The organism is Priestia sp. SIMBA_032, from assembly GCF_046535215.1.
Classification (GTDB): domain Bacteria; phylum Bacillota; class Bacilli; order Bacillales; family Bacillaceae_H; genus Priestia; species Priestia aryabhattai.
In genome coordinates this window covers 1-19,869 of the sequence record NZ_JAWRXD010000009.1, presented here as the reverse complement: position 1 = coordinate 19,869, position 19,869 = coordinate 1, and the positions used below count along the sequence as shown (strand labels likewise).

Annotated in this window: 15 protein-coding genes and 1 rRNA gene; 13 read left to right on the top strand and 3 right to left on the bottom strand. The window is 37.9% G+C overall.

Annotated features, from left to right (window positions below):
• Positions 1 to 46: 46 nt before the first annotated feature.
• The gene (locus SB717_RS22440; protein WP_144647220.1) at positions 47 to 553 is read right to left on the bottom strand and encodes an antibiotic biosynthesis monooxygenase family protein; all 507 of its coding nucleotides are present in this window, start codon (positions 551 to 553) and stop codon (positions 47 to 49) included.
• A 185-nt stretch (positions 554 to 738) separates the two neighbouring features.
• Here SB717_RS22440 and SB717_RS22435 point away from each other — a divergent pair, with 185 nt between their 5' ends.
• The 5 genes from SB717_RS22435 (at position 739) to SB717_RS22415 (ending at position 7,428) form a co-directional block, all read left to right on the top strand.
• Positions 739 to 2,868 carry a transglycosylase domain-containing protein gene (locus SB717_RS22435; RefSeq protein ID WP_410904768.1) on the top strand — a complete coding sequence of 710 codons (2,130 nt, stop codon included), beginning with the start codon at positions 739 to 741 and terminating at the stop codon, positions 2,866 to 2,868.
• A 195-nt stretch (positions 2,869 to 3,063) separates the two neighbouring features.
• Positions 3,064 to 4,107, top strand: coding sequence for a uroporphyrinogen decarboxylase (gene hemE / locus SB717_RS22430; RefSeq protein ID WP_410904767.1), 1,044 nt, complete (start codon positions 3,064 to 3,066; stop codon positions 4,105 to 4,107).
• A 97-nt stretch (positions 4,108 to 4,204) separates the two neighbouring features.
• Positions 4,205 to 5,137 (top strand): ferrochelatase, encoded by a 933-nt coding sequence (hemH, locus tag SB717_RS22425; RefSeq protein WP_063247675.1) that lies wholly within the window; start codon positions 4,205 to 4,207, stop codon positions 5,135 to 5,137.
• 137 nt (positions 5,138 to 5,274) lie between these two features.
• Positions 5,275 to 6,696 (top strand): protoporphyrinogen oxidase, encoded by a 1,422-nt coding sequence (gene hemY, locus SB717_RS22420; protein WP_098622446.1) that lies wholly within the window; start codon positions 5,275 to 5,277, stop codon positions 6,694 to 6,696.
• A 162-nt stretch (positions 6,697 to 6,858) separates the two neighbouring features.
• Positions 6,859 to 7,428 carry a TetR/AcrR family transcriptional regulator gene (locus SB717_RS22415; protein WP_028412542.1) on the top strand — a complete coding sequence of 190 codons (570 nt, stop codon included), beginning with the start codon at positions 6,859 to 6,861 and terminating at the stop codon, positions 7,426 to 7,428.
• A 53-nt stretch (positions 7,429 to 7,481) separates the two neighbouring features.
• On the opposite strand, the gene SB717_RS22410 is transcribed toward SB717_RS22415, so the two are convergent.
• Positions 7,482 to 9,653, bottom strand: a complete 2,172-nt coding sequence (locus tag SB717_RS22410) for a peptidoglycan D,D-transpeptidase FtsI family protein (protein WP_410904766.1) — start codon at positions 9,651 to 9,653, stop codon at positions 7,482 to 7,484.
• 281 nt (positions 9,654 to 9,934) lie between these two features.
• On the opposite strand from SB717_RS22410, the gene SB717_RS22405 reads away from it, so the two are divergent.
• From SB717_RS22405 to SB717_RS22395, 3 genes are all read left to right on the top strand, one after another.
• Positions 9,935 to 11,224 carry an ABC transporter substrate-binding protein gene (locus tag SB717_RS22405; protein WP_033580638.1) on the top strand — a complete coding sequence of 430 codons (1,290 nt, stop codon included), beginning with the start codon at positions 9,935 to 9,937 and terminating at the stop codon, positions 11,222 to 11,224.
• Between the two features lie 149 nt (positions 11,225 to 11,373).
• A complete protein-coding gene (locus SB717_RS22400; protein WP_074682971.1) occupies positions 11,374 to 13,194 on the top strand; it encodes a cache domain-containing sensor histidine kinase in 1,821 nt (606 codons plus the stop codon).
• Entirely contained in the window at positions 13,172 to 14,755 is a 1,584-nt protein-coding gene (locus SB717_RS22395) for a response regulator (RefSeq protein WP_410904765.1), read from the top strand. The genes SB717_RS22400 and SB717_RS22395 overlap by 23 nt, the downstream gene beginning before the upstream one ends.
• A gap of 39 nt (positions 14,756 to 14,794) precedes the next feature.
• On the opposite strand, the gene yhfH is transcribed toward SB717_RS22395, so the two are convergent.
• On the bottom strand, positions 14,795 to 14,926 hold the full coding sequence (yhfH, locus tag SB717_RS22390; protein ID WP_074682973.1) for a protein YhfH: 132 nt from the start codon (positions 14,924 to 14,926) through the stop codon (positions 14,795 to 14,797).
• 227 nt (positions 14,927 to 15,153) lie between these two features.
• Between yhfH and SB717_RS22385 the strand changes: the two genes are divergently transcribed.
• The 5 genes from SB717_RS22385 to SB717_RS22365 form a co-directional block, all read left to right on the top strand.
• Positions 15,154 to 15,885 carry an MBL fold metallo-hydrolase gene (locus tag SB717_RS22385; RefSeq protein ID WP_074682974.1) on the top strand — a complete coding sequence of 244 codons (732 nt, stop codon included), beginning with the start codon at positions 15,154 to 15,156 and terminating at the stop codon, positions 15,883 to 15,885.
• Between the two features lie 15 nt (positions 15,886 to 15,900).
• Positions 15,901 to 16,890 (top strand): lipoate--protein ligase, encoded by a 990-nt coding sequence (lplA, locus tag SB717_RS22380; protein ID WP_049162875.1) that lies wholly within the window; start codon positions 15,901 to 15,903, stop codon positions 16,888 to 16,890.
• A 165-nt stretch (positions 16,891 to 17,055) separates the two neighbouring features.
• Positions 17,056 to 18,585 (top strand): fatty acid--CoA ligase family protein, encoded by a 1,530-nt coding sequence (locus SB717_RS22375; protein WP_410904764.1) that lies wholly within the window; start codon positions 17,056 to 17,058, stop codon positions 18,583 to 18,585.
• A gap of 38 nt (positions 18,586 to 18,623) precedes the next feature.
• Positions 18,624 to 19,400, top strand: coding sequence for an enoyl-CoA hydratase-related protein (locus tag SB717_RS22370; protein WP_098622451.1), 777 nt, complete (start codon positions 18,624 to 18,626; stop codon positions 19,398 to 19,400).
• A 409-nt stretch (positions 19,401 to 19,809) separates the two neighbouring features.
• Positions 19,810 to 19,869, top strand: a 16S ribosomal RNA gene (locus SB717_RS22365); the annotation flags it as partial.

Below are 19,869 nucleotides of genomic sequence, written 5' to 3'. Positions count from 1 at the left end.
GACGTTTGTGCCTATTGTGATACTCGCCTACTAGGAGGATGTTTACTTATTTAACTACGTGGTATGAGGTCACATAAGAAGGGCGAGAGAAAATCGATGGCTGCTGATCCACGCCTTCTGACGTACCGCGTTTTTTGTGTGCTTCATTATAGGCTTTTGAAGACTGCCAATCGCTAAATGAACTTTCATCTTTCCATCCTGTAAAGATAATGTAGGTGTCATTTTGCAGTGGCCGAAGTACACGAATAGCTGAAAAGCCTGCTTCATTTTCAATTAAACGAGCTCGTTGGCTAAATCGCTGTTCAAATAAAGGACGGCCTTCATCTGTAACTGAAATATTATTTAGTACAGCAAATCCGCTATCTGCAAGATCTCCAGAAGCATCTAATACTTCATAAGCATGTCCTTCTTTAAAAATTGTATCTCCATCTGTTTCGTGGACTAGTGCAAATTGATCGTCATCTTTGTGAAGCAGGAATAAACGTTCACTCGGATGTTCGTCGATCAACTTTTGAAGGTAAGGGCCTGTTCCGTAAGTAATAAAGATCTTCATGGATTATACTTCCTTTCTAATTGGGAATTGCATACAATTTACAATTGTAAATCATACTAAAATTATAAAATTTTACACACAAAAATTCAAAAATTGTGAACTTCTAATGAAGATGGTAAAGTAAAACATTGATGAAGTTGTTTTCCATATTATCAAAAGTTTAGCGGAAGAAAAGGGGTGGCACGATGTACAAAAAAGGCTTATACGCAATTGCTGCCTTAGTTGGAATTTTTCTATTAGGATTGATTGGATATATTATCATCTTGTTTCTTGGAAACTATGTAATTGATGAGAAAAAAATCGTCATGGACTCGGCTACGAGGTTAGTGGACGAAAATGGAAACGAATTAACAAAGCTCTATGTGAAAAATCGGGATTTGGTTTCAATTGACAAGATTCCAAAGCATGTGCAACAAGCATTTATTTCAATTGAAGACGTTCGTTTTTATGAACACCACGGAATCGATTTTAAATCTATTGGCCGAGCATTATACCGAGATATATTGGCTGGAGGAAGTGTTGAAGGAGGAAGTACTTTAACACAGCAGCTGGCTAAAAATGTGTTTTTATCAAATGATAAAACGCTGCTTAGAAAAACAAAAGAAGTAGTGGTGGCCATTAACTTGGAGCAGCGTTACAGTAAGCAAAAACTGCTTGAAATGTATTTGAATCAAATATACTTTGGACACGGAGCCTATGGAATCCAAGCTGCATCCAAGCTTTACTTCAATAAAGATGTCTCCGAATTAACGGTAGAAGAAGGTGCACTGCTCGCTGCACTGCCAAAAGCACCGAATTCTTATTCTCCTATTTTACATCCAGAAAAAAGTATAGAACGTAGAAATGTTGTGTTAAATGCCATGCAAAAAGCAGGTTATTTATCAGCTGAAAAAAATGTCCGTTTGCAAGGAAGAACGCTGGGGTTGAACATAAAGGAGCAGGCTAAAAATCCAGCGTATTTAACCTATATCGATATGGTTATTCAAGAAGCAGAGAAGAAATACAGCATTTCGGGCAATGAGCTTCTGCGCGGAGGTTATACGGTCAAAGTACCGATGAATATAAAAGCACAAGAAGCAGCCTACGAGCTGATGAAAGAAAATCGTTATTTTCCAGGTACAGATAACAGTACCCAAGGTGCTTTTGTATTAGTCGATAACAAAAGCGGAGGAGTTTTATCTGTTATGGGAGGCCGAGATTATGTACAAAAATCGCTCAACCGCGTAAATGTCAAAAGACAGCCAGGTTCTACGATGAAACCTATTGCGGTATATGGCCCTGCGTTAGAAGAAGGTAAATTCAAGCCTTATTCGTTGCTGCAAGACAAGCTTAGAAGCTACGGGGGATACACGCCTAAAAACGTAGACGGGCAATATGCTAAAAAGCTAACGATGTACGATGCCCTAAAAGATTCTAAAAACGCAGCTGCTGTCTGGACATTGAATCAGCTAGGAGTTGAAACAAGTAAGCAGTATCTTACAAAGCTAGGAATTCCGTTAGAAGATAAAGGGCTTGCGATTGCTCTTGGAGGATTAAAAGAAGGAATTACACCGCTTCAATTAGCAGGAGCGTATCGGGCATTTGCTGAAAACGGAGAAAACATCCAACCGTACTTTATTCATGAAATAAAAGATCAAGACGGAAAAGTGATTGCAAAAGCTGTTCCCGACACTCACAAAGCATTTTCAAAACAGACGGCTTGGTATATGACAAAAATGCTTCGAGGAGTTGTTAAAGAAGGAACGGCAAAAAATGGAGAGTTTAAAGGAGAGTTAGCAGGAAAAACAGGATCTACTTCGTATACGAATGTTAAAGGAGCCACAAGAGATGCTTGGTTTGTTGGATATACGCCAGATGTTGTAGGAAGCGTGTGGATGGGATATGATTCTACAAATGACCAGCATTATTTAACAAAAGGAAGTTCTTATCCGACTCTATTATTTAAAGACATTTTAACAAGAGCTGGTTACGACGAAGCTGCATTTCAAAAGCCAGCAGGCGTTAAAGATCTGCCAAAACCAATACGTTTAGAGCAAGTTAAAGACTTAAAACAAGAATTAACATTCCATCCATTTGGTTTGCTAACGGTAAATTTATCGTGGACACCTTCACCTGATAAAAGAGCTGTTTATTATGTTTATGAGAAAAAAGGTGATAAAGCCGAATTAATTGGTAAAGTGAAGGGAAAAGGAGAATTTGAAAAAGAGCGTGTGAATCTGCTCGACAGTCCTACTTATTATGTAGTTCCTTACAATTCCCTAACAAAACAAAAAGGAAAAAAATCCAACGAAGTAACACCTGCTCTTTTTCAATAAAAAAAGAAGAGTAGGGCGATTTTTTGACATTTTTAGCAGGTGGCTATACAAGTCGTAAAGAAATGGGTATAGTGACAAGTAGAGAATATAACGTGAAACTTTAATCAGTAGAGGAACCGGTATGTTCCTTTGCTGATTATTGTCTGTCTAATCGAAGAAAATACGGATGGAAGACAATCGAGAAAGGTGGAAATTATGAGTCAAGGAACGTTTAACGATACTTTTTTAAAAGCCTGTAGAGGGGAAGAAACGGATAATGTTCCGGTTTGGTATATGCGCCAAGCAGGGCGTTCACAGCCGGAATACCGAAAGCTAAAAGAGAAGTACTCTCTATTTGAAATCACTCATCAGCCGGAGCTTGGGGCATACGTAACACGCCTGCCCGTTGAACAGTACGGAGTGGATGCAGCTATTTTATATAAAGATATAATGTCACCGCTTCCTTCAATTGGAGTGGATGTTGAAATCAAGTCAGGAATTGGTCCTGTCATTTCTAATCCAATTCAATCTTTAAGCGATGTAGAAAAGCTAGGAGAAATTACGCCGGAAGAAGATGTTCCGTATGTATTAGATACGATTAAGCTGTTAACAACAGAACAGCTAAACGTACCTCTAATTGGTTTTGCCGGTGCCCCTTTTACAGTGGCAAGCTATATGATTGAAGGAGGACCTTCAAAAAACTATAATAAAACAAAAGCATTTATGTACACGGAACCTAAAGCATGGTTTGCATTAATGGATAAGTTAGCAGATATGACGATTACATATGTAAAAGCGCAAATTGACGCTGGAGCAAAAGCCATTCAAATCTTTGATTCATGGGTGGGTGCTTTAAATGTAGCGGATTATCGTTATTTTATAAAGCCTGTTATGGAGCGAATTTTCACCTCTTTGCGCGAAAAAAATGTACCGCTTATTATGTTTGGAGTAGGAGCAAGTCATTTGGCAAAAGAATGGCATGATCTGCCGCTGGATGTAGTGGGATTAGATTGGCGAACGCAGCTGGATGAAGCACGTGCACTAGGCTTAACCAAAACACTGCAAGGAAACTTAGATCCTGCTATTTTGTTAGCTCCATGGCAAGTTATTGAAGAACGTGTAACAGAAATATTAGATAAAGGGATGGCCAGTCCTGGTTACATCTTTAACTTGGGGCACGGCGTCTTTCCACAGGTTCAGCCGGAAACGTTGAAGCGTTTAACAACCTTTATTCATGAATATTCTGCAAATAGACAATAAATTGTCAAATAATTTGGAGCGCTAAACTTTGAATTTTTCTTTTTATTCATGGCAAAATGAAGACAAGTATTGAATCTAACAAAGAGGTGTCGAACACATGAGTAAAAAAGTAATGGGATTACTTGTAATGGCATATGGAACGCCATATAAAGAAGAAGATATTGAACGTTACTATACACATATCCGCCGCGGACGTAAACCTTCACCGGAAGCCTTAGAAGATTTACAAAACCGCTACGAAGCAATCGGAGGCATTTCACCTCTTGCAAAAATTACGCAGCAGCAAATGGAAAGTCTGGAAAAGCGCTTGAATGAAGTACAGGATGAAATTGAATTTAAAGCGTATCTTGGCTTAAAGCATATTGAACCGTTTGTTGAAGATGCAGTAGAAGCCATGCATAAAGACGGAATTAAAGAAGCCGTCAGCATTGTGCTTGCACCTCACTTTTCAACGTTTAGCGTAAAGTCCTATAATGGGCGCGCCAAAGAAACGGCTGAAAAATTAGGAGGACCAATCATTCATTCCGTAGAAAGCTGGTACAGTGAGCCAAAATTCATTCAGTACTGGGCTACACGTGTTAAACAAACGTTTGATTTAATAGACGAAGAGAAACGCCAAAAAGCCGTATTGATTGTTTCTGCACATAGCTTGCCGGAAAAAATTATTGCAGCAGGAGATCCATATCCGAATCAGCTTCAAGAAACAGCAGATTTAATTGCACAAGCAGCTGGTATTGAACATTACGAAATTGGCTGGCAAAGTGCTGGAAATACGCCAGAGCCATGGATAGGTCCTGATGTCCAAGATTTAACAAGAGAACTGTATGAAGAAAAAGGCTATACGTCGTTTGTCTATACCCCGGTTGGATTTATCGCAGACCACTTAGAAGTACTTTATGATAACGACTACGAATGCAAAGTGGTGACAGATGAAATTGGGGCTGATTATTACCGCCCTGAAATGCCGAATGCACAGCCTGAATTTATCGATGGGTTAGCTACAGTTGTGTTAAAACGAATTGCCCGTTAAGTCAATATAGATTCTTTGTACGTTGAACAGGGACGAAAAGTAACTTATAATCAATATAAAGAAAAGTAAGAAGCGAGCTATGGATTTCCATAATCGCTTCTCTTTATATTGAATTTTACAGAAAAGGCGATGATAACATGACGGATAGACGAAAAAAGGTTGTCATCATCGGTGGAGGAATAACAGGTCTTTCAGCTGCCTATTATTTGCAAAAAAAAATAAAGGATCATCAGCTGCCAATTGATCTTCAACTAATAGAAGCGACGCATCGGCTTGGCGGGAAAATTCAAACGGTCAAACGAGACGGTTATTTATTTGAAAAAGGTCCGGATTCATTTTTAGCGCGTAAGCTAGCTGCTACAAAACTTGCAAAAGAAGTGGGGCTAGGCCGGGAGCTAGTCGGAAATGAAAAGGGAAAATCCTATATTCTAGTAAAAGATACACCGCATGCACTGCCTGATGGTGCTGTAATGGGGATACCAACCAAGTTATCTCCTTTTATCACAACAGGGTTATTTTCACCTGTTGGCAAGCTGCGCGCAGCAGCTGATTTTTTTATACCGAAGACAAAAAATCAGGATGACCGTTCGCTAGGCGTGTTTTTTAGAAGAAGGTTTGGTGATGAAGTTGTTGAAAATTTAATCGAGCCTCTATTATCAGGAATTTACGCAGGAGACGTTGATCGTTTGAGTTTACGATCAACATTTCCACAGTTTCTGCATGCTGAACATAAGTACAGAAGCTTAATTGTTGGAATGAAAAAGCTAAAAGAAATTCACCCACAGCACGGTGATGATTCGGAGTTCAAAAAAAATAGTGTTTTTTTAACATTAAAAGAAGGCCTTCAATCGCTAGTAGAGGGGGTAGAAAAAGCAATAGATCCTGATATTATTACAAAAGGAATAAAAGTAGAGAAAATTTATAAAGAAGATACCGCATATGAATTATCGTTAAATAGCGGGAAAGTCATAAAAGCAGACAGCGTTATTGTAACTTCTCCTCATGCAGCTGCTCAGTCTATGCTTTCGGAATATAAAATATTCGAACCGTTGAAGCATATGCCTTCCACTTCAGTAGCTACTGTTGTGATAGCCTTTGCACAAGAAGCGCTGCAAGACAATCTAGATGCAATGAACATCGCCGTTTCAAGAAATAGCGATTACACGATTACGGCTTGCACGTGGCTGAATAAAAAGTGGCCGCATGCGGTTCCGGAAGGAAAAGTGCTGCTGAGATGTTTAGTTGGACGAACCGGGGATGAAGCTGTGGTGGATCAGCCTGACGATGAAATTTTTAAAATTGTCCTGGAGGATTTGAAGAAGCTCATCACCATTTCTGCTGAGCCCGAATTTTACGCGGTAACGAGATGGAAGCAGTCAATGCCTCAGTATACGGTCGGACATCACGATATGCTAGATACGATGAATGAACAGCTTGAAAAAGAGCTTGCCGGTCTTTATGTAGCGGGAAGCTCATATGAAGGTCTGGGTATACCGGAATGTGTAGAGCAAGGAGAAGATGTGGCTAAAAAAGCGGTTAAATATGTGCAGCAACTGTAGAAGTGGAGCGGTGAATCAATGCTCCACTTTTTTGTCTACTACCTCTAGAGAAAGGTTATACTAAGAGAAGAGATTGTGGTTGAAAAGCAAAAGAAACTTATGCTATAGTAAAACCGTACTTATTGACTCAAATATTCATTTGGTCAGAAAGAAGGGGATAACGTGGCTATAGACCGAAAGCAATCAGTTGTTGATGCAGCGTCAAAATCATTTGCGCTGTTTGGATATAAAGCAACGACTATGGAGCAAGTGGCGAAGCTTGCAAATGTCGGAAAAGGAACGATTTATACTTTTTTTAAAAATAAAGAAGAGTTATTCGATGAAATTGTTACACGAATGATTCGAGAAATGACAGATGCAGCTGAAACTGTCATTGACAGCAGCCGTCCTTTTTTTGAAAATGCCCAAGCAGCTATTTTTCGAATCTTAGAATTCCGCACTGAGCATCAGCTCATGCTGAAGCTGGTACAGGAACAGCAGTTAGGCACTACAGCAGTGCAAGAAGTGCTGGTGCGAGTAGAAGAAGAGATTTTAACTTATATAAAAAACAAAATCGAAATTGCGATTTCTAAAAAAGAAATCAAACCGTGCAACCCGGAGCTCACAGCTTTTTTATTATTTAAAATGTACATTGCACTCGTCTATGATTGGGAAAAACGGCATGAGCCGCTTTCAGAAGAAAAAATTGCTGAATTAATTGAACTATACTTTTTACGCGGTCTGTCTCAGTGAGATAGGCTTTTTTCATAGAAAAAACAAAAAAGGTCTCATGACGAGACCTTTTTTTATTGTTCACTATCATCTTTTTTTACACCGTTTAATTCCGTATTTCCTGTTTTTGCATCTTCTTCTTTTTGCTCTACTTCTTTTTCGCCTTCTTTTTTAAGGTCAAAATAAGCTTTAATAGAATCGCCTGTAATAGTTTTACTTAACGTATTAGATGTACCGGCTACATAAGCAGAAGGGATGACAACCGCTACTGCTACTTCCGGATTATCATAAGGCGCGTATGAAACGAACGTAGAGTTACGAACGCTTACGCCTTTATTAAAGGTTTCCGCGGTACCAGACTTACCAGCGATATTATACTGACTGTATTTTCCTGTATTAAGTAAACGCCCTGTACCATGTGAGCTAGTAACTACGCGGCGGAAGCCCTGCTTAACAATGTCAATTTCCGATTGACTCATTGTAATACGGTTTAATACTTCCGGCTCAAACGAGCTTTGTACGCTCCCTTTTAGTTCACTATCAAGCTCAGGCTCACGAATTTCTTTTACTAGGTGGGGTTTCATACGATAGCCACCGTTAGCAATTGTTGAAATGTATTGAACAAGCTGAAGAGGTGTGTACGTATCATACTGTCCAATACCAAAATCTAGTGCTTTACCTGGTTCATTTGTGACGCTGTTACGAATACCGGTTGATTCGTTTTCTAATTCGATTCCCGTTGAAATTCCAAGACCAAACTGGCTATAGTATGAGCGCAGCTTATTAAAGATAGACGGTGGAATGTTCAGTCTGCCGCCAGGGCGGTACGTTTCACCAGCCATGCTCATAACCGTGCGGTACATAAATACGTTTGATGATTGTTCTAGAGCTTTTTCGATTCCAGTAGCTCCCATATTATGCGAGGACTTTTTCTTAGTGCCCCCAGCAAATGTCATCGGTGCATCATAAAACACCGTTCCAGGCTGAATAGCGCCTGAGTCAAGACCTGCAAGAACAGTAGCTCCTTTTACAGCTGAACCCACTTCATAAGAAGTTGTCATGTTACCAAGAGCAAAATCTTGTACTTTTCGTGCTCCCGTCTTTTTATCTGTAACGAGCTGTTTTCCACCCATTGCTAAAATGTCTCCCGTGTGAGGGTCCATCATAATAGCAAACGCGCGATCCATTAATCGTGAACCAGCTGCTCCAGATGTCACAGCTTTTGTTAAAATATCTTCAACTTGCTTTTGCAGCTCCATATCAATTGTTAAAATTAAGTCACTGCCGCGCTGACCTTCTGTAACGGTCTCTTGGCTGACTAAGTTGCCCGAGCGGTCCGTTACGTTTTGCACGCGAGCTTTTTGGCCGCGAAGGACGTCTTCATACTGCTTTTCTAAATAACTTTTTCCTACTCTATCGTTACGGCTGTAACCGTGGGACAAGTAGTACTGTAAGTTTTCGCTTGGCAATCCTTCATCTGCTGATGTGATTTTACCAAGCAGCGTGCTAAGTAAGCCATCGTATGTATACATACGGTCCCAGTAAGTTGTTGTATCAACGCCTGGCAAGTTCCCTAATTGTTCACTAATAACGGCAAGCTCTTTATCTGTTAAGCCGCTTTTAATAATTTGAGCGGTTAACGCGTAGCCGCCTTCCATCTTGCTTTTAATAGCAATCACTTCAAGGTCATCTTTCACCGATAAAAGTTCGTTTTTGGTGATGCGCTTCAGCTGAAGAGGATACAAATCATCTTCAGAAAGCTGACCTTCTTTTACTTTTTGCTTATCTGCTGAGGTAATTTTTTTCGCAGCTGCTTTTGGATGAGTTGCAATCCAATAATCTTTTAAGTCGCGTTCTGTTAGCTTAATCGTATTTTTATCTTTCTTTTTATCCGATTTGCCAAAAACGTCTGTTGTAACAGGAACATCAATAAGAGTGGCAAGCTTCTTAGCTACTTTTAGCTTGTCTTCTTGAGTGACGCCCTTCAAACGCGTGTACGTGACAGCGTTCAACGGTTTATTATCCACGATAACGCGGTCATAGCGGTCTAGCATCTTTCCGCGAGGAACCGGTGAATCTACCGTTTCATCTTCTGTTTTTTCAACTTCTCGTTTATAGTTCTCTCCGTACACGATCTGTACGAAGCCTAATCGTAAAATGAGTGCAGAAAAAAGCAGGAAAACCACAATAAACAGCCAGTTAATTCGAAATGAGACATGTGTTTTTTTGCGCTTTTTAGTTTTCATGTAAACCCCTTCACTTTGTTTATACAAGTTAAAAAAATTCATAAATTTTCTTATGAATCTATCACTCTACATATTAACATAATTTTGTCTATAAATGTTATTAGGTGGAATAAAACAGATAAAAATTTTATAGAAATTTTTGGGACAGAAGAGAGACCTGTCGAAGGGGGCTGAAGGGGGGTGTTCAATATTTTCCACTCGGTTGTTCAATATTGTTACCTGTTCAAATGTCCTAGAATCGGTAAAATAAAGAGAGATAGATATCAAGGGGGGCAAAACGAATGAAAATGAAAAGGCTTTCAATAATGTCTGGCGTGTTAGCAACATCACTTTTATTTGCGACAGCATGTTCAAACTCAGGTACGGATTCAAAAGCAAGTAAATCAACAGGCTCAGGTGATCAAGTTGTTATTGATATGTTCCAGTTTAAAGTGGAAATTGCAGATCAGCTGAAAGAATTAACGGATGAATATACAAAAGAACATCCAAACGTAAAGTTTAACATCCAAACAGTCGGCGGAGGCGCGGACTATGGTGCAGCATTAAAAGCGCAGTTTGCCTCTGGAAATGAACCTGATATCTTTAATAATGGAGGGTTCCAAGAAGCGCAAACGTGGAAGGATAAATTAGAAGATTTATCTGATCAGCCGTGGGTAGATAATCTGTATGATATCGCTAAAGAACCGATGACAATGGACGGGAAAATCTATGGTCAGCCGCTAAACTTAGAAGGTTATGGTTTTATTTATAATAAAGATTTATTTGAAAAAGCAGGCATTAAAGAATTGCCTAAGACGCTGTCGGAATTAGAAGCAGCTTCTAAAAAGCTTAAAGCAAAAGGCATTACGCCATTTTCTAACGGATACGGCGAGTGGTGGGTGCTAGGTAACCACTTATTTAATATTCCAATGGCGCAGCAAGACGATCCAGATGCGTTTATTAAAGGTCTAAACGAAGGAAAAGCAAAATTTGAAGGCAATGAAACGTTTAAGCAATTTATGAATCTGTTCGATTTAACGTTAAAGTATGGAAATAAAAATCCATTAACGACAGATTACAATACACAAGTTACTCAATTTGCTTCTGGTGAAACAGCGATGATGCAACAAGGTAACTGGACGGTAAATATGATCACAAAAATCAATCCGGACATGAAAATGGGCTTTATCCCAATGCCAATCAGCAACGATGCGAAGAAAAATGATAAATTAGCAATCGGAGTTCCAAATAACTGGGTAGTGAACAAAAATGCGCCAGATGCAGATAAAAAAGCAGCGAAGGAATTCTTAAATTGGATGGTTTCTTCTAAAGAGGGTCAAAAATTCTTAGTTGAAAAGTTCAAGTTCATTCCAGCGTTCAAAAACATCGATGGAAAAGGAATCGATTCTTTATCTGATGATATCTTAAAATACTCTGAAGAAGGCAAAACATTATCTTGGAACTGGTTTAAGTATCCAGAAGGAACGGTTCAAGAAGTAGGAGCAGCAATGCAGTCATACGCAGGCAAACAAATGACGGAAGAAGAATTTATGAAGAAATTAGATGCAATTTGGGCAAAAATGAAAAAATAACCAAAAAGTCCGCGTGGAAAACGCGGACTTTTTAGTGTGAAAAAATAGCTGATTAGATTCATAGTTATGAAAAAATAATAGTTAATTGAAAGCGCTTTTAATGTATAATAATAGTCATAATGTATGACATTAGTCAAAGGAGGTTATTCGTGAAAGGCTGGAGCATACGCAAGAAATTAATTTTGTTTTTCTTATTCGCAACAGTTATTCCATTTTTAATTTCAACGATTTTTACGTATCAATACACAAAAGAAACGGTTAAGAATCGATTTATTTCTACCAACTATCAAGTTATTAAAAATGGAAGCAATGATTTGAGTGATTACTTAAATGAAATTGCTAATATTACAAAAAGGCTGTACGGCTACCACCCATTTATTAAAGTGTTAGATGAAGGCGTATCAAGTGACTTAGGAGCCAATCAACTGGAAATATCACGCACTCTTCTTTATTTATATAATACTCGTCCAGAGATTGAACAGCTCCATCTTTATATTGAGAACGGGCATGACTCGTATACAGCTTATAATTCGAAAGTGAGCAGCAGAGGGAAGTACGATGATATTTACACTCAGCCTTACTATTCTTATTTAAATAAAAATCATAAATTTCTTGCCATTGAGCCTACCCATGAAATTTATAGCTACAATAATTTATCAACGTTAATTGATTCACTGCCGAATCAAGTTATTAGCTTTCATCAGCGGATTGATGAAATTCCATCAGACAAGTTGTTAGCTTATCTATCTTTAGACATTAACATGACACAGATTCAATCTATATCGCAGCGTTTATATAATGAAGAGTCAGAAGATTTTTATTTAATGAACAATAAAGGGAAGGTTTTGTATTCTTCGGATTCAAAGGTTATTGGAAAAAATGAAAACTACCCGTGGCTAAAGGCGCTTACGTCTCAAGAGGATCACAGCATGGAATGGGAAGATAAAAGCTTCTCAGGCGTATTAATGTATGAAAAGCTTAAACAGCCTTTTGAGGACTTATACATTGTGAAACGAATTCCTTACAATGTTTTATATGAGGATGCAAGAAAGACAGCACTTATGAATGTATTAATTGGCCTGCCATTTTTGTGTATGCTCGTTATCGCTACGCTTTTTATATCAGTACGTTTTACAAAGCCAATTAACGTATTGATTCGCAATATGAAAGAAGTGGAAAAAGGATCATTTGAAGTGCGGTTTAAGTCGCTTGGAAACGATGAATTTGGTGTTTTAGGAAGGCATTTTACCTCTATGGTAGAAACAATTAATGACTTGATTGAACGTAAATTTCGCTTGGAATTAGAAAATAAATCAACGCAGCTAAAAGTGCTGCAGTCACAAATTAATCCGCATTTTTTATACAACGCATTTCAATCGATTGGAACTCTTGCCCTTAAGCATAAAGCAGTTGAAGTATATTCTTTATTAACCTCACTTTCTCACATTATGCGTTACAGCATGAATATGAAAGAGGATATCGTGAGCTTAAAGCAAGAAGTCGATCACGTAAAAGCTTTCTTGAGTCTGCAGAAGCAGCGGTTTGGTTCAAAGTTTGAGTATGAGTTAAATATCGAAAAAGAGGCAGAGCTTATGCGAATACCGAAAATGATCTTGCAGCCTCTTGTTGAGAATTCTTTTAAGCATGGATTCGAAACCCGCACAGGAAGCGGAAAGCTGTTGATTTCAGCGAAGTTGAACGGAGAAGAACTGATTCTAACTGTTTCTGACAACGGAAAAGGGATAGGAGAGCAAGAGTTGAATCAATTAAAAACGAGACTTCAGCAATCGTATAATCAAACAGATGAGCATATTGGGTTGCAAAACATTTATGAACGACTTCGCATCTACTATGGAGATCATGCTTCAATGCATATTAGCAGTCAAGAAAATCACGATTTTACCGTTGTCATAAAGCTAACAACAATTGAAGAAAAGAGGGATAGCGATGAAAGTATTAATCGTGGATGATGAAGAGCATGTAAGAGAAGGGATAAAGCTGCTTGGACAGTGGGAAGAGCATGAAATTACAGATGTGATAGAAGCTGATAGCGGTGAGCAAGCGATTGCGCTTATCGAGGATCATGGACCGGAAATCATTTTTACTGATATGAAGATGCCTAATATCGATGGAATTGCTTTGTTGGAGTGGATTAAAGAGAATTCACCTTCTAGCAAAACGATTGTGGTAACAGGATATGATGACTACCACTATATGCGTAAAGCTATTCATTTTGGAAGTACGGATTATATTCTAAAGCCAGTGGATCCTTCGATTTTAAACGATACGCTTGTACGAGCTGTAACCCAATGGAAAAAAGAAGAAGAGTCAAGAAAAGTCCATAATAGCAGCTATCGTTTAATCAATGAAATGAAGCCCATTTATCGAGATCGAAAACTGACGCAGTTGATGAACAATTATTTGCTAAATCAATCAATCTATGAAGAGTTTGGTTTCCATCTGACTAGAGAATATGAAGTGGGGATTGTACGTGTAGATGAATCCATCATTCGTTCTTTTGGCGGTGACCGGGATTTAGCCTATTTTTCAATTTTAAATGTAATCAATGAAATGCTGATGGCAGAAGAAAATGGGGTAGCCTTCCGTTATTTATCAAATAAGTGGGAAATTATCATTATATTTTGGAATGATTTTGAACGCATAACCTCTTTACTGACGACTTTACATACAGCCATTCGCCGTACGCTAGACGTGAGCTGTCGGATTGCAAGAGGGTGCAGAGTTTCTTCTATTGATCAGTTAATGAAATCCTATGAACATGCGAAAAACTCGCTTTTATTAAGCAATGTTCTTGATCAAAATAAAGTGAAGGTCTACGGAGAGCAAGACGTTTTAGCAAGTGCTTTATTAATAAATATGATGGATTATAACAGTAAAATTGAAGAAGCGCTGCAAGTAGGAAAGTTTGAAGCCTTTTTGCCGGTATTCAACGAAATTATCACAGCTTTTGAAGCACAAAATTACCTATCATTAAAGCAAATTCTGCATTTTGAGCAGGAATATCAGCTGTTAAGCCAGCATTGGTTAAAAAGATATCACATTCCTTATACGATAAATAACGATCCTGAATATGTTCTTTCTTTTTTCTATAACCAAGATGGGCAGTTTCAGCTAGCAAAGTATGTAGAGAGAAAGAAGCGTGAAGTAAAGCGCTTTTTAAAAGTAGTAAAAAGGTATAGCAAGCAAAACAATCGCGACGTTATTTATGAAATCGAACAATATTTGCAGCAAAACTTTCATCGAGATGTGAAGCTTCAAGAAATATCGGAACGTTTCTATCTAAGCCGTGAATACATTTCGAGAAAGTTTAAGCAAGAATTTCAAGAAAACATTTCAGATTATATGGTGAAAGTCAGAATGAATAAAGCCAAATCACTTTTACTAAATGAAGAACTAAAAATCTATGAAATTGCGAATATGATTGGATATCATGATGATAAATACTTTCGAAAAGTGTTTAAAAAAGTAGAAGGCATTACGCCAAACGAGTATCGCAGTTTGAGCGTATAAAAAAAAGCTGAAACTGTTTTATAACAGTTTCAGCTTTTTTTATTTCATGGTATCTAGACAGTGATCACATTTGTTTCCGTAGCATTCATGCTGTTCCTCGATGTCGTTTCCGCATTCTACGCACTTTTTATTGGGTAATCTTTTGAAAAATTCAGTCATTTTTTCTAACATTTTAAATCCCTCCGTTGTTTTTGTTACTAACATTGTATTATAACAGATGATAAAATGTCAATTATGTTTTATAACAATTTAGCCTATTTTGCTATTCTAAGTGGTTATTTGTTATATAACAATGAGTTATTTCGATAAAATGGCGGAAACGAGTGCCTTTCAGTTAGTTTTCAAAAAAAAGTAGGGTATACTGAACGTAATAAAAATAGTACGAAAGGGTGATTGAAATGAAAGTAACTGTTATTGGTTTTTGGGGAGGGTATCCTGCTGTTTCAGAAGCTACTTCTAGCTATTTAATTGAGCACGATGGATTTCAGCTGCTTGTTGATTGCGGAAGCGGGGCATTGGCTCAGCTGCAAAAATATGCAAATCCAGAAGAAATAGATGCTATGATTTTATCTCATTATCATCATGATCACGTGGCTGATGTCGGAGTATTCCAATATGCTCGCCTCATTCAGACTCATCTAGGGAACGCTGTTAGAGAACTTTCTATTTACGGACATACATATGATCAGGAAAGCTTCAACAAACTTACTCATAAAGGAATTACCAAAGGTGTAGAGTACGATCCGAGTCAAAAACTTGAAGTTGGGCCTTTTACAATCGAATTTATGAAAACACAACATCCAGTCGTTTGTTATGCCATGAGAATAAGTGCTGGCAATCAAACCGTCGTGTACACAGCGGACTCGAGCTATTTAGAAGAATTTGTTTCCTTCTCAGAAAATGCAGATCTTCTTATTTGTGAATGTAATTTTTATGCTAGCCAAGATGGAAGCGGCGCTGGACACATGACAAGTACAGAAGCCGGTACACTTGCTTCTAAAGCAAGTGTCAAACAACTCATGCTTACTCACCTTCCCCACTACGGAGAACATCAACAGCTAGTAGAGGAAGCTGCTGCTCATTATCGAGGTACGCTCACGTTAGCTGAAGCAGGATACGTATGGGAATAACAAGGAGGAAAATGAATGTTATTTATTGATAATCAAAAAAATTATGATCCCCGAATAAATTTAGCAATTGAAGAGTATGCGCTCAAGCATCTAGATATTAATGAGACATATCTGCTGTTTTATATTAATGAACCTTCTATTATTATTGGGAAAAACCAGAACACCATTGAGGAGATTAATACAAAATATGTTGAAGATCAGCATATTCATGTAGTGAGACGTCTATCTGGAGGCGGTGCCGTTTATCATGATAAAGGAAATTTAAACTTCAGCTTTATTACGAAAGACGATGGAAATAGCTTTCATAATTTTAAAAAGTTTACCGAGCCAGTCGTGGAAGCGTTAAAGAAATTAGGAGTTAATGCTGAGTTAAGCGGACGAAATGATTTAATGGCCGAAGGACGTAAAATTTCTGGAAATGCTCAGTTTTCGACGAAAGGAAGAATGTTCAGCCATGGAACTCTTCTTTTTGATTCAGAGATTGAAAACGTGGTATCAGCGTTAAAAGTAAAAAAAGATAAAATTGAATCTAAAGGCATTAAGTCTATTCGAAATAGAGTAGCAAATATCAGCGAATTTTTAGAACAGAAAGTAACGGTGGAAGAATTTAGAGAAATGCTGCTTAGGTATATCTTTGAGGGAGAAGAAAATATAACAGAATATAAACTAACAGAAAAAGATTGGGAAACGATTCATCAAATTTCTAAAGAGCGCTATCAGTCATGGGATTGGAACTATGGAAAATCACCTAAATTTAACTTACAGCACTCTCACCGCTTTCCTGTGGGACAAATTGACGTTCGTTTAGAAGTGAATAAAGGGAAAATCGATGCTTGCACTATTTATGGAGATTTCTTTGGAGTGGGGGATGTCCAGGAAGTACAGGAAAAATTAACAGGTGTTCGTTATGAAAAAGCTTCTATTGAACAAGCTTTAGAAGACATCGATATTCCACATTATTTTGGTAATATTACAAAAGAAGAGTTTGTTGAATTAATCTATTAAGAAAAAAGTCTGCTACGTCAGGCTTTTTTTCTTTTTAAACAGATGAGTCTTGTCAATAGAACAGCAGTAACATTATAATAGAATAGAAGAAGTAAGAATTTTTCCATTATTATGACTTAATAATGAATGGTTATTCATTCATTATTAAAAGGAGGAAGTTATGAGATGAATTTGTCAGCACAGCTTCATAACACAGCTGAGCAATTTCCACAAAAATCGGCATATGTTTTTATGGATCAGGAAACATCTTATGCAGATCTTGATGCATCGGTATCTAAATTTGCTAATGGTCTGAAGCAGTTAGGTATAAAAAAAGGAGATCATATCGCTTTGATTGTCGGCAACTCGCCTCATTTTGTGATTGGATTGTACGGTGCTCTTCGAGTAGGAGCTACCGTTATACCCATTAATCCTATTTACACAGCGGATGAAATTAGCTACATGCTTCAGGATGGAGATGTAAAAGGAGTTATTGCGGTTGATTTACTTCTCCCTGTTTTAAAGAAAATCATTGGACACGCTCCATTTTTGGAACACGTTATCTTATGTGAAACGACAGATACAGTGGAAAATATCCCTTCTTATTTTCACACGTTTTCGCAAGTTGTAAACAGAGGGGAAGCTACATATGATTTTCTGGAGTTAAAAGAAGAAGATGTGGCCATCATTCTGTATACGTCAGGAACGACTGGAAAACCAAAAGGAGCTATGCTTACGCATAAGAATATTTATTCAAATGCTCAAGACGTAGCAGATTATTTAAGTATAAATGGGAATGACCGAGTCGTAGCTGCTTTGCCGATGTTTCACGTATTTTGTTTAACTGTTTCATTGAATGCGCCTTTAATGAATGGAGGAACGATATTAATTGAACCAAAATTCAGTCCATCTTCTATATTTGAATTAATTCAAAATCGACAAGCGACTATTTTTGCTGGCGTTCCGACAATGTATAATTTCTTACTTCAGCATGACAAAGGGAAAAAAGAGCACTTTCACACGGTAAGGCTTTGTATATCAGGCGGGGCATCAATGCCGGTGGCGCTTCTAACCCATTTTGAACGTAAGTTTGGAGTAATGGTAGCAGAAGGGTATGGGTTATCTGAGGCTTCTCCTGTGACGTGTTTCAATCCGATTGACCGAGAGAGAAAAGCCGGTTCTATAGGCACATCTATTATGAATGTTGAAAATAAAGTGGTAAACGAACTAGGAGAAGAAGTAGAAGTAGGACAAGTCGGCGAACTTATCGTCAAAGGCCCTAATGTGATGAAAGGGTATTACAAGCTTCCTGAAGACACGGAATATGCTCTCCGAGATGGTTGGCTATATACAGGGGACTTAGCAAGAATGGATAAGGAAGGTTATTTTTATATCGTTGACCGTAAAAAAGATTTAATTATTGTAGGAGGATATAATGTTTATCCTCGCGAAGTAGAAGAAGTGCTATATGCGCATCAGGATATTGTAGAAGTGGCCGTTATCGGAGTTCCTGATCCTTCTTTAGGTGAATGTGTGAAGTGTTACGTGGTGTGCAATAATCAAGAGATAACGGAAGAGAAGCTTATTGCTTACTGCAAAGAGCATCTTGCTAAATATAAAGTGCCAAGTGAAATTGAATTTTTAAAAGAACTTCCTAAAAATACAACGGGAAAAATTTTAAGGCGTGCACTGAAGCAGCAGGTATCTCAGGATTGATAAAATGAAAGCGATTCCAAGTTGGGGGTGGTAAAAGAATGTCATCTATTTCTTATGAAATAAAGGGACACGTCGCTCATGTGATACTGAACCGTCCGGAAGCGATGAATGCTTTTAATTATGATATGCTTAAAGAATTGGAAGAAGCAATTGAAGGGATTCGTATTCAAAAAGATGTTCGAGTTGTGACGTTTAAAGGGGCAGGTGAAAAATCTTTTAGTGTAGGTGCCGATTTAAAAGAACGTAAAACCCTCTCTGATCAAGAGGTAAAGCGCAATATTTACAAAATAGGAGAAGTGTTTTCTAAGATAGAGCAGCTTCCTCAGCCAACGATAGCAATCATCAACGGATATGCATTTGGAGGAGGAATGGAGCTGGCTTTAGCATGTGATTTCCGGATTGCTTCAACAGAAGCGCTTATGGGTTTAACGGAAACAAGCTTAGCGATTATACCAGGCGCAGGAGGAACACAGCGTCTCCCTCGGTTAGTTGGGGAAGCAAAAGCAATGGAACTAATTTTAACAGCTCAGCGCCTCACGGCATCAGAAGCGAAAGAATGTGGTTTAGTAACGAAGGTAGCTCCTGGATATCAAATAGAAGAAACAATAGATATTTTTATCTCGCTTTTATTGAAAAATGGGCCAATTGCACTTCAGCAAGCAAAATTTGCTATCAAAGAAGGAATGAAGGCGGATTTGCAGACTGGTTTGCAAATTGAACGAAAAGCATATGAGTTAACGATTCCGACAGAAGATCGTCTAGAGGCGCTTCAAGCATTTACTGAGAAAAGAAGACCTAGTTTTAAAGGGAAATAAGAAAGGGCTGTCTAATGGACAGCTCTTTTTCAATTTCTTCATAAATGAAGAAATTGAAAAAAGTAAAGAGTTCAAGAATATAGAAGGCAAAGTTTAAACCTAGCTTTTGCCTACAATATAATGATATGATCTAGATAAAACAGCTATCTGAATTAAAAAGTAATGATTAAGAAGTTTTTTCTTAAAAACTGTTGACTTTAATAAAGATATATTTTATTATTATAAAGCGTCGTTGAGACATAACAGTAACAACGAAGCTGAAAAAAGAATTTTAAAAAGTTGTTGACATTACGTCAGTAACTTGATAAGATAATAAAGTCGCTTAAGAGCGGCGGTTGAACTTTGAAAACTGAACAAAGCGACAAACGTCAACGTTAATTTTTATTTTTAAATGAGCAAGTCAAACATTTCTTCGGAGAGTTTGATCCTGGCTCAGGATGAACGCTGGCGGCGTGCCTAATACATGCAA

What these genes read in the sequence shown, in the direction of transcription:
- hemH (WP_063247675.1), top strand. Translation starts at nt 4,205, where the DNA reads ATGAGTAAAAAAGTAATGGGATTACTTGTAATGGCATATGGAACGCCA.
- SB717_RS22410 (WP_410904766.1), bottom strand. Translation starts at nt 9,653, where the DNA reads ATGAAAACTAAAAAGCGCAAAAAAACACATGTCTCATTTCGAATTAAC.
- yhfH (WP_074682973.1), bottom strand. Translation starts at nt 14,926, where the DNA reads ATGTTAGAAAAAATGACTGAATTTTTCAAAAGATTACCCAATAAAAAG.
- SB717_RS22385 (WP_074682974.1), top strand. Translation starts at nt 15,154, where the DNA reads ATGAAAGTAACTGTTATTGGTTTTTGGGGAGGGTATCCTGCTGTTTCA.
- hemY (WP_098622446.1), top strand. Translation starts at nt 5,275, where the DNA reads ATGACGGATAGACGAAAAAAGGTTGTCATCATCGGTGGAGGAATAACA.
- SB717_RS22440 (WP_144647220.1), bottom strand. Translation starts at nt 553, where the DNA reads ATGAAGATCTTTATTACTTACGGAACAGGCCCTTACCTTCAAAAGTTG.
- SB717_RS22435 (WP_410904768.1), top strand. Translation starts at nt 739, where the DNA reads ATGTACAAAAAAGGCTTATACGCAATTGCTGCCTTAGTTGGAATTTTT.
- SB717_RS22405 (WP_033580638.1), top strand. Translation starts at nt 9,935, where the DNA reads ATGAAAATGAAAAGGCTTTCAATAATGTCTGGCGTGTTAGCAACATCA.
- lplA (WP_049162875.1), top strand. Translation starts at nt 15,901, where the DNA reads ATGTTATTTATTGATAATCAAAAAAATTATGATCCCCGAATAAATTTA.
- hemE (WP_410904767.1), top strand. Translation starts at nt 3,064, where the DNA reads ATGAGTCAAGGAACGTTTAACGATACTTTTTTAAAAGCCTGTAGAGGG.
- SB717_RS22370 (WP_098622451.1), top strand. Translation starts at nt 18,624, where the DNA reads ATGTCATCTATTTCTTATGAAATAAAGGGACACGTCGCTCATGTGATA.
- SB717_RS22395 (WP_410904765.1), top strand. Translation starts at nt 13,172, where the DNA reads ATGAAAGTATTAATCGTGGATGATGAAGAGCATGTAAGAGAAGGGATA.
- SB717_RS22375 (WP_410904764.1), top strand. Translation starts at nt 17,056, where the DNA reads ATGAATTTGTCAGCACAGCTTCATAACACAGCTGAGCAATTTCCACAA.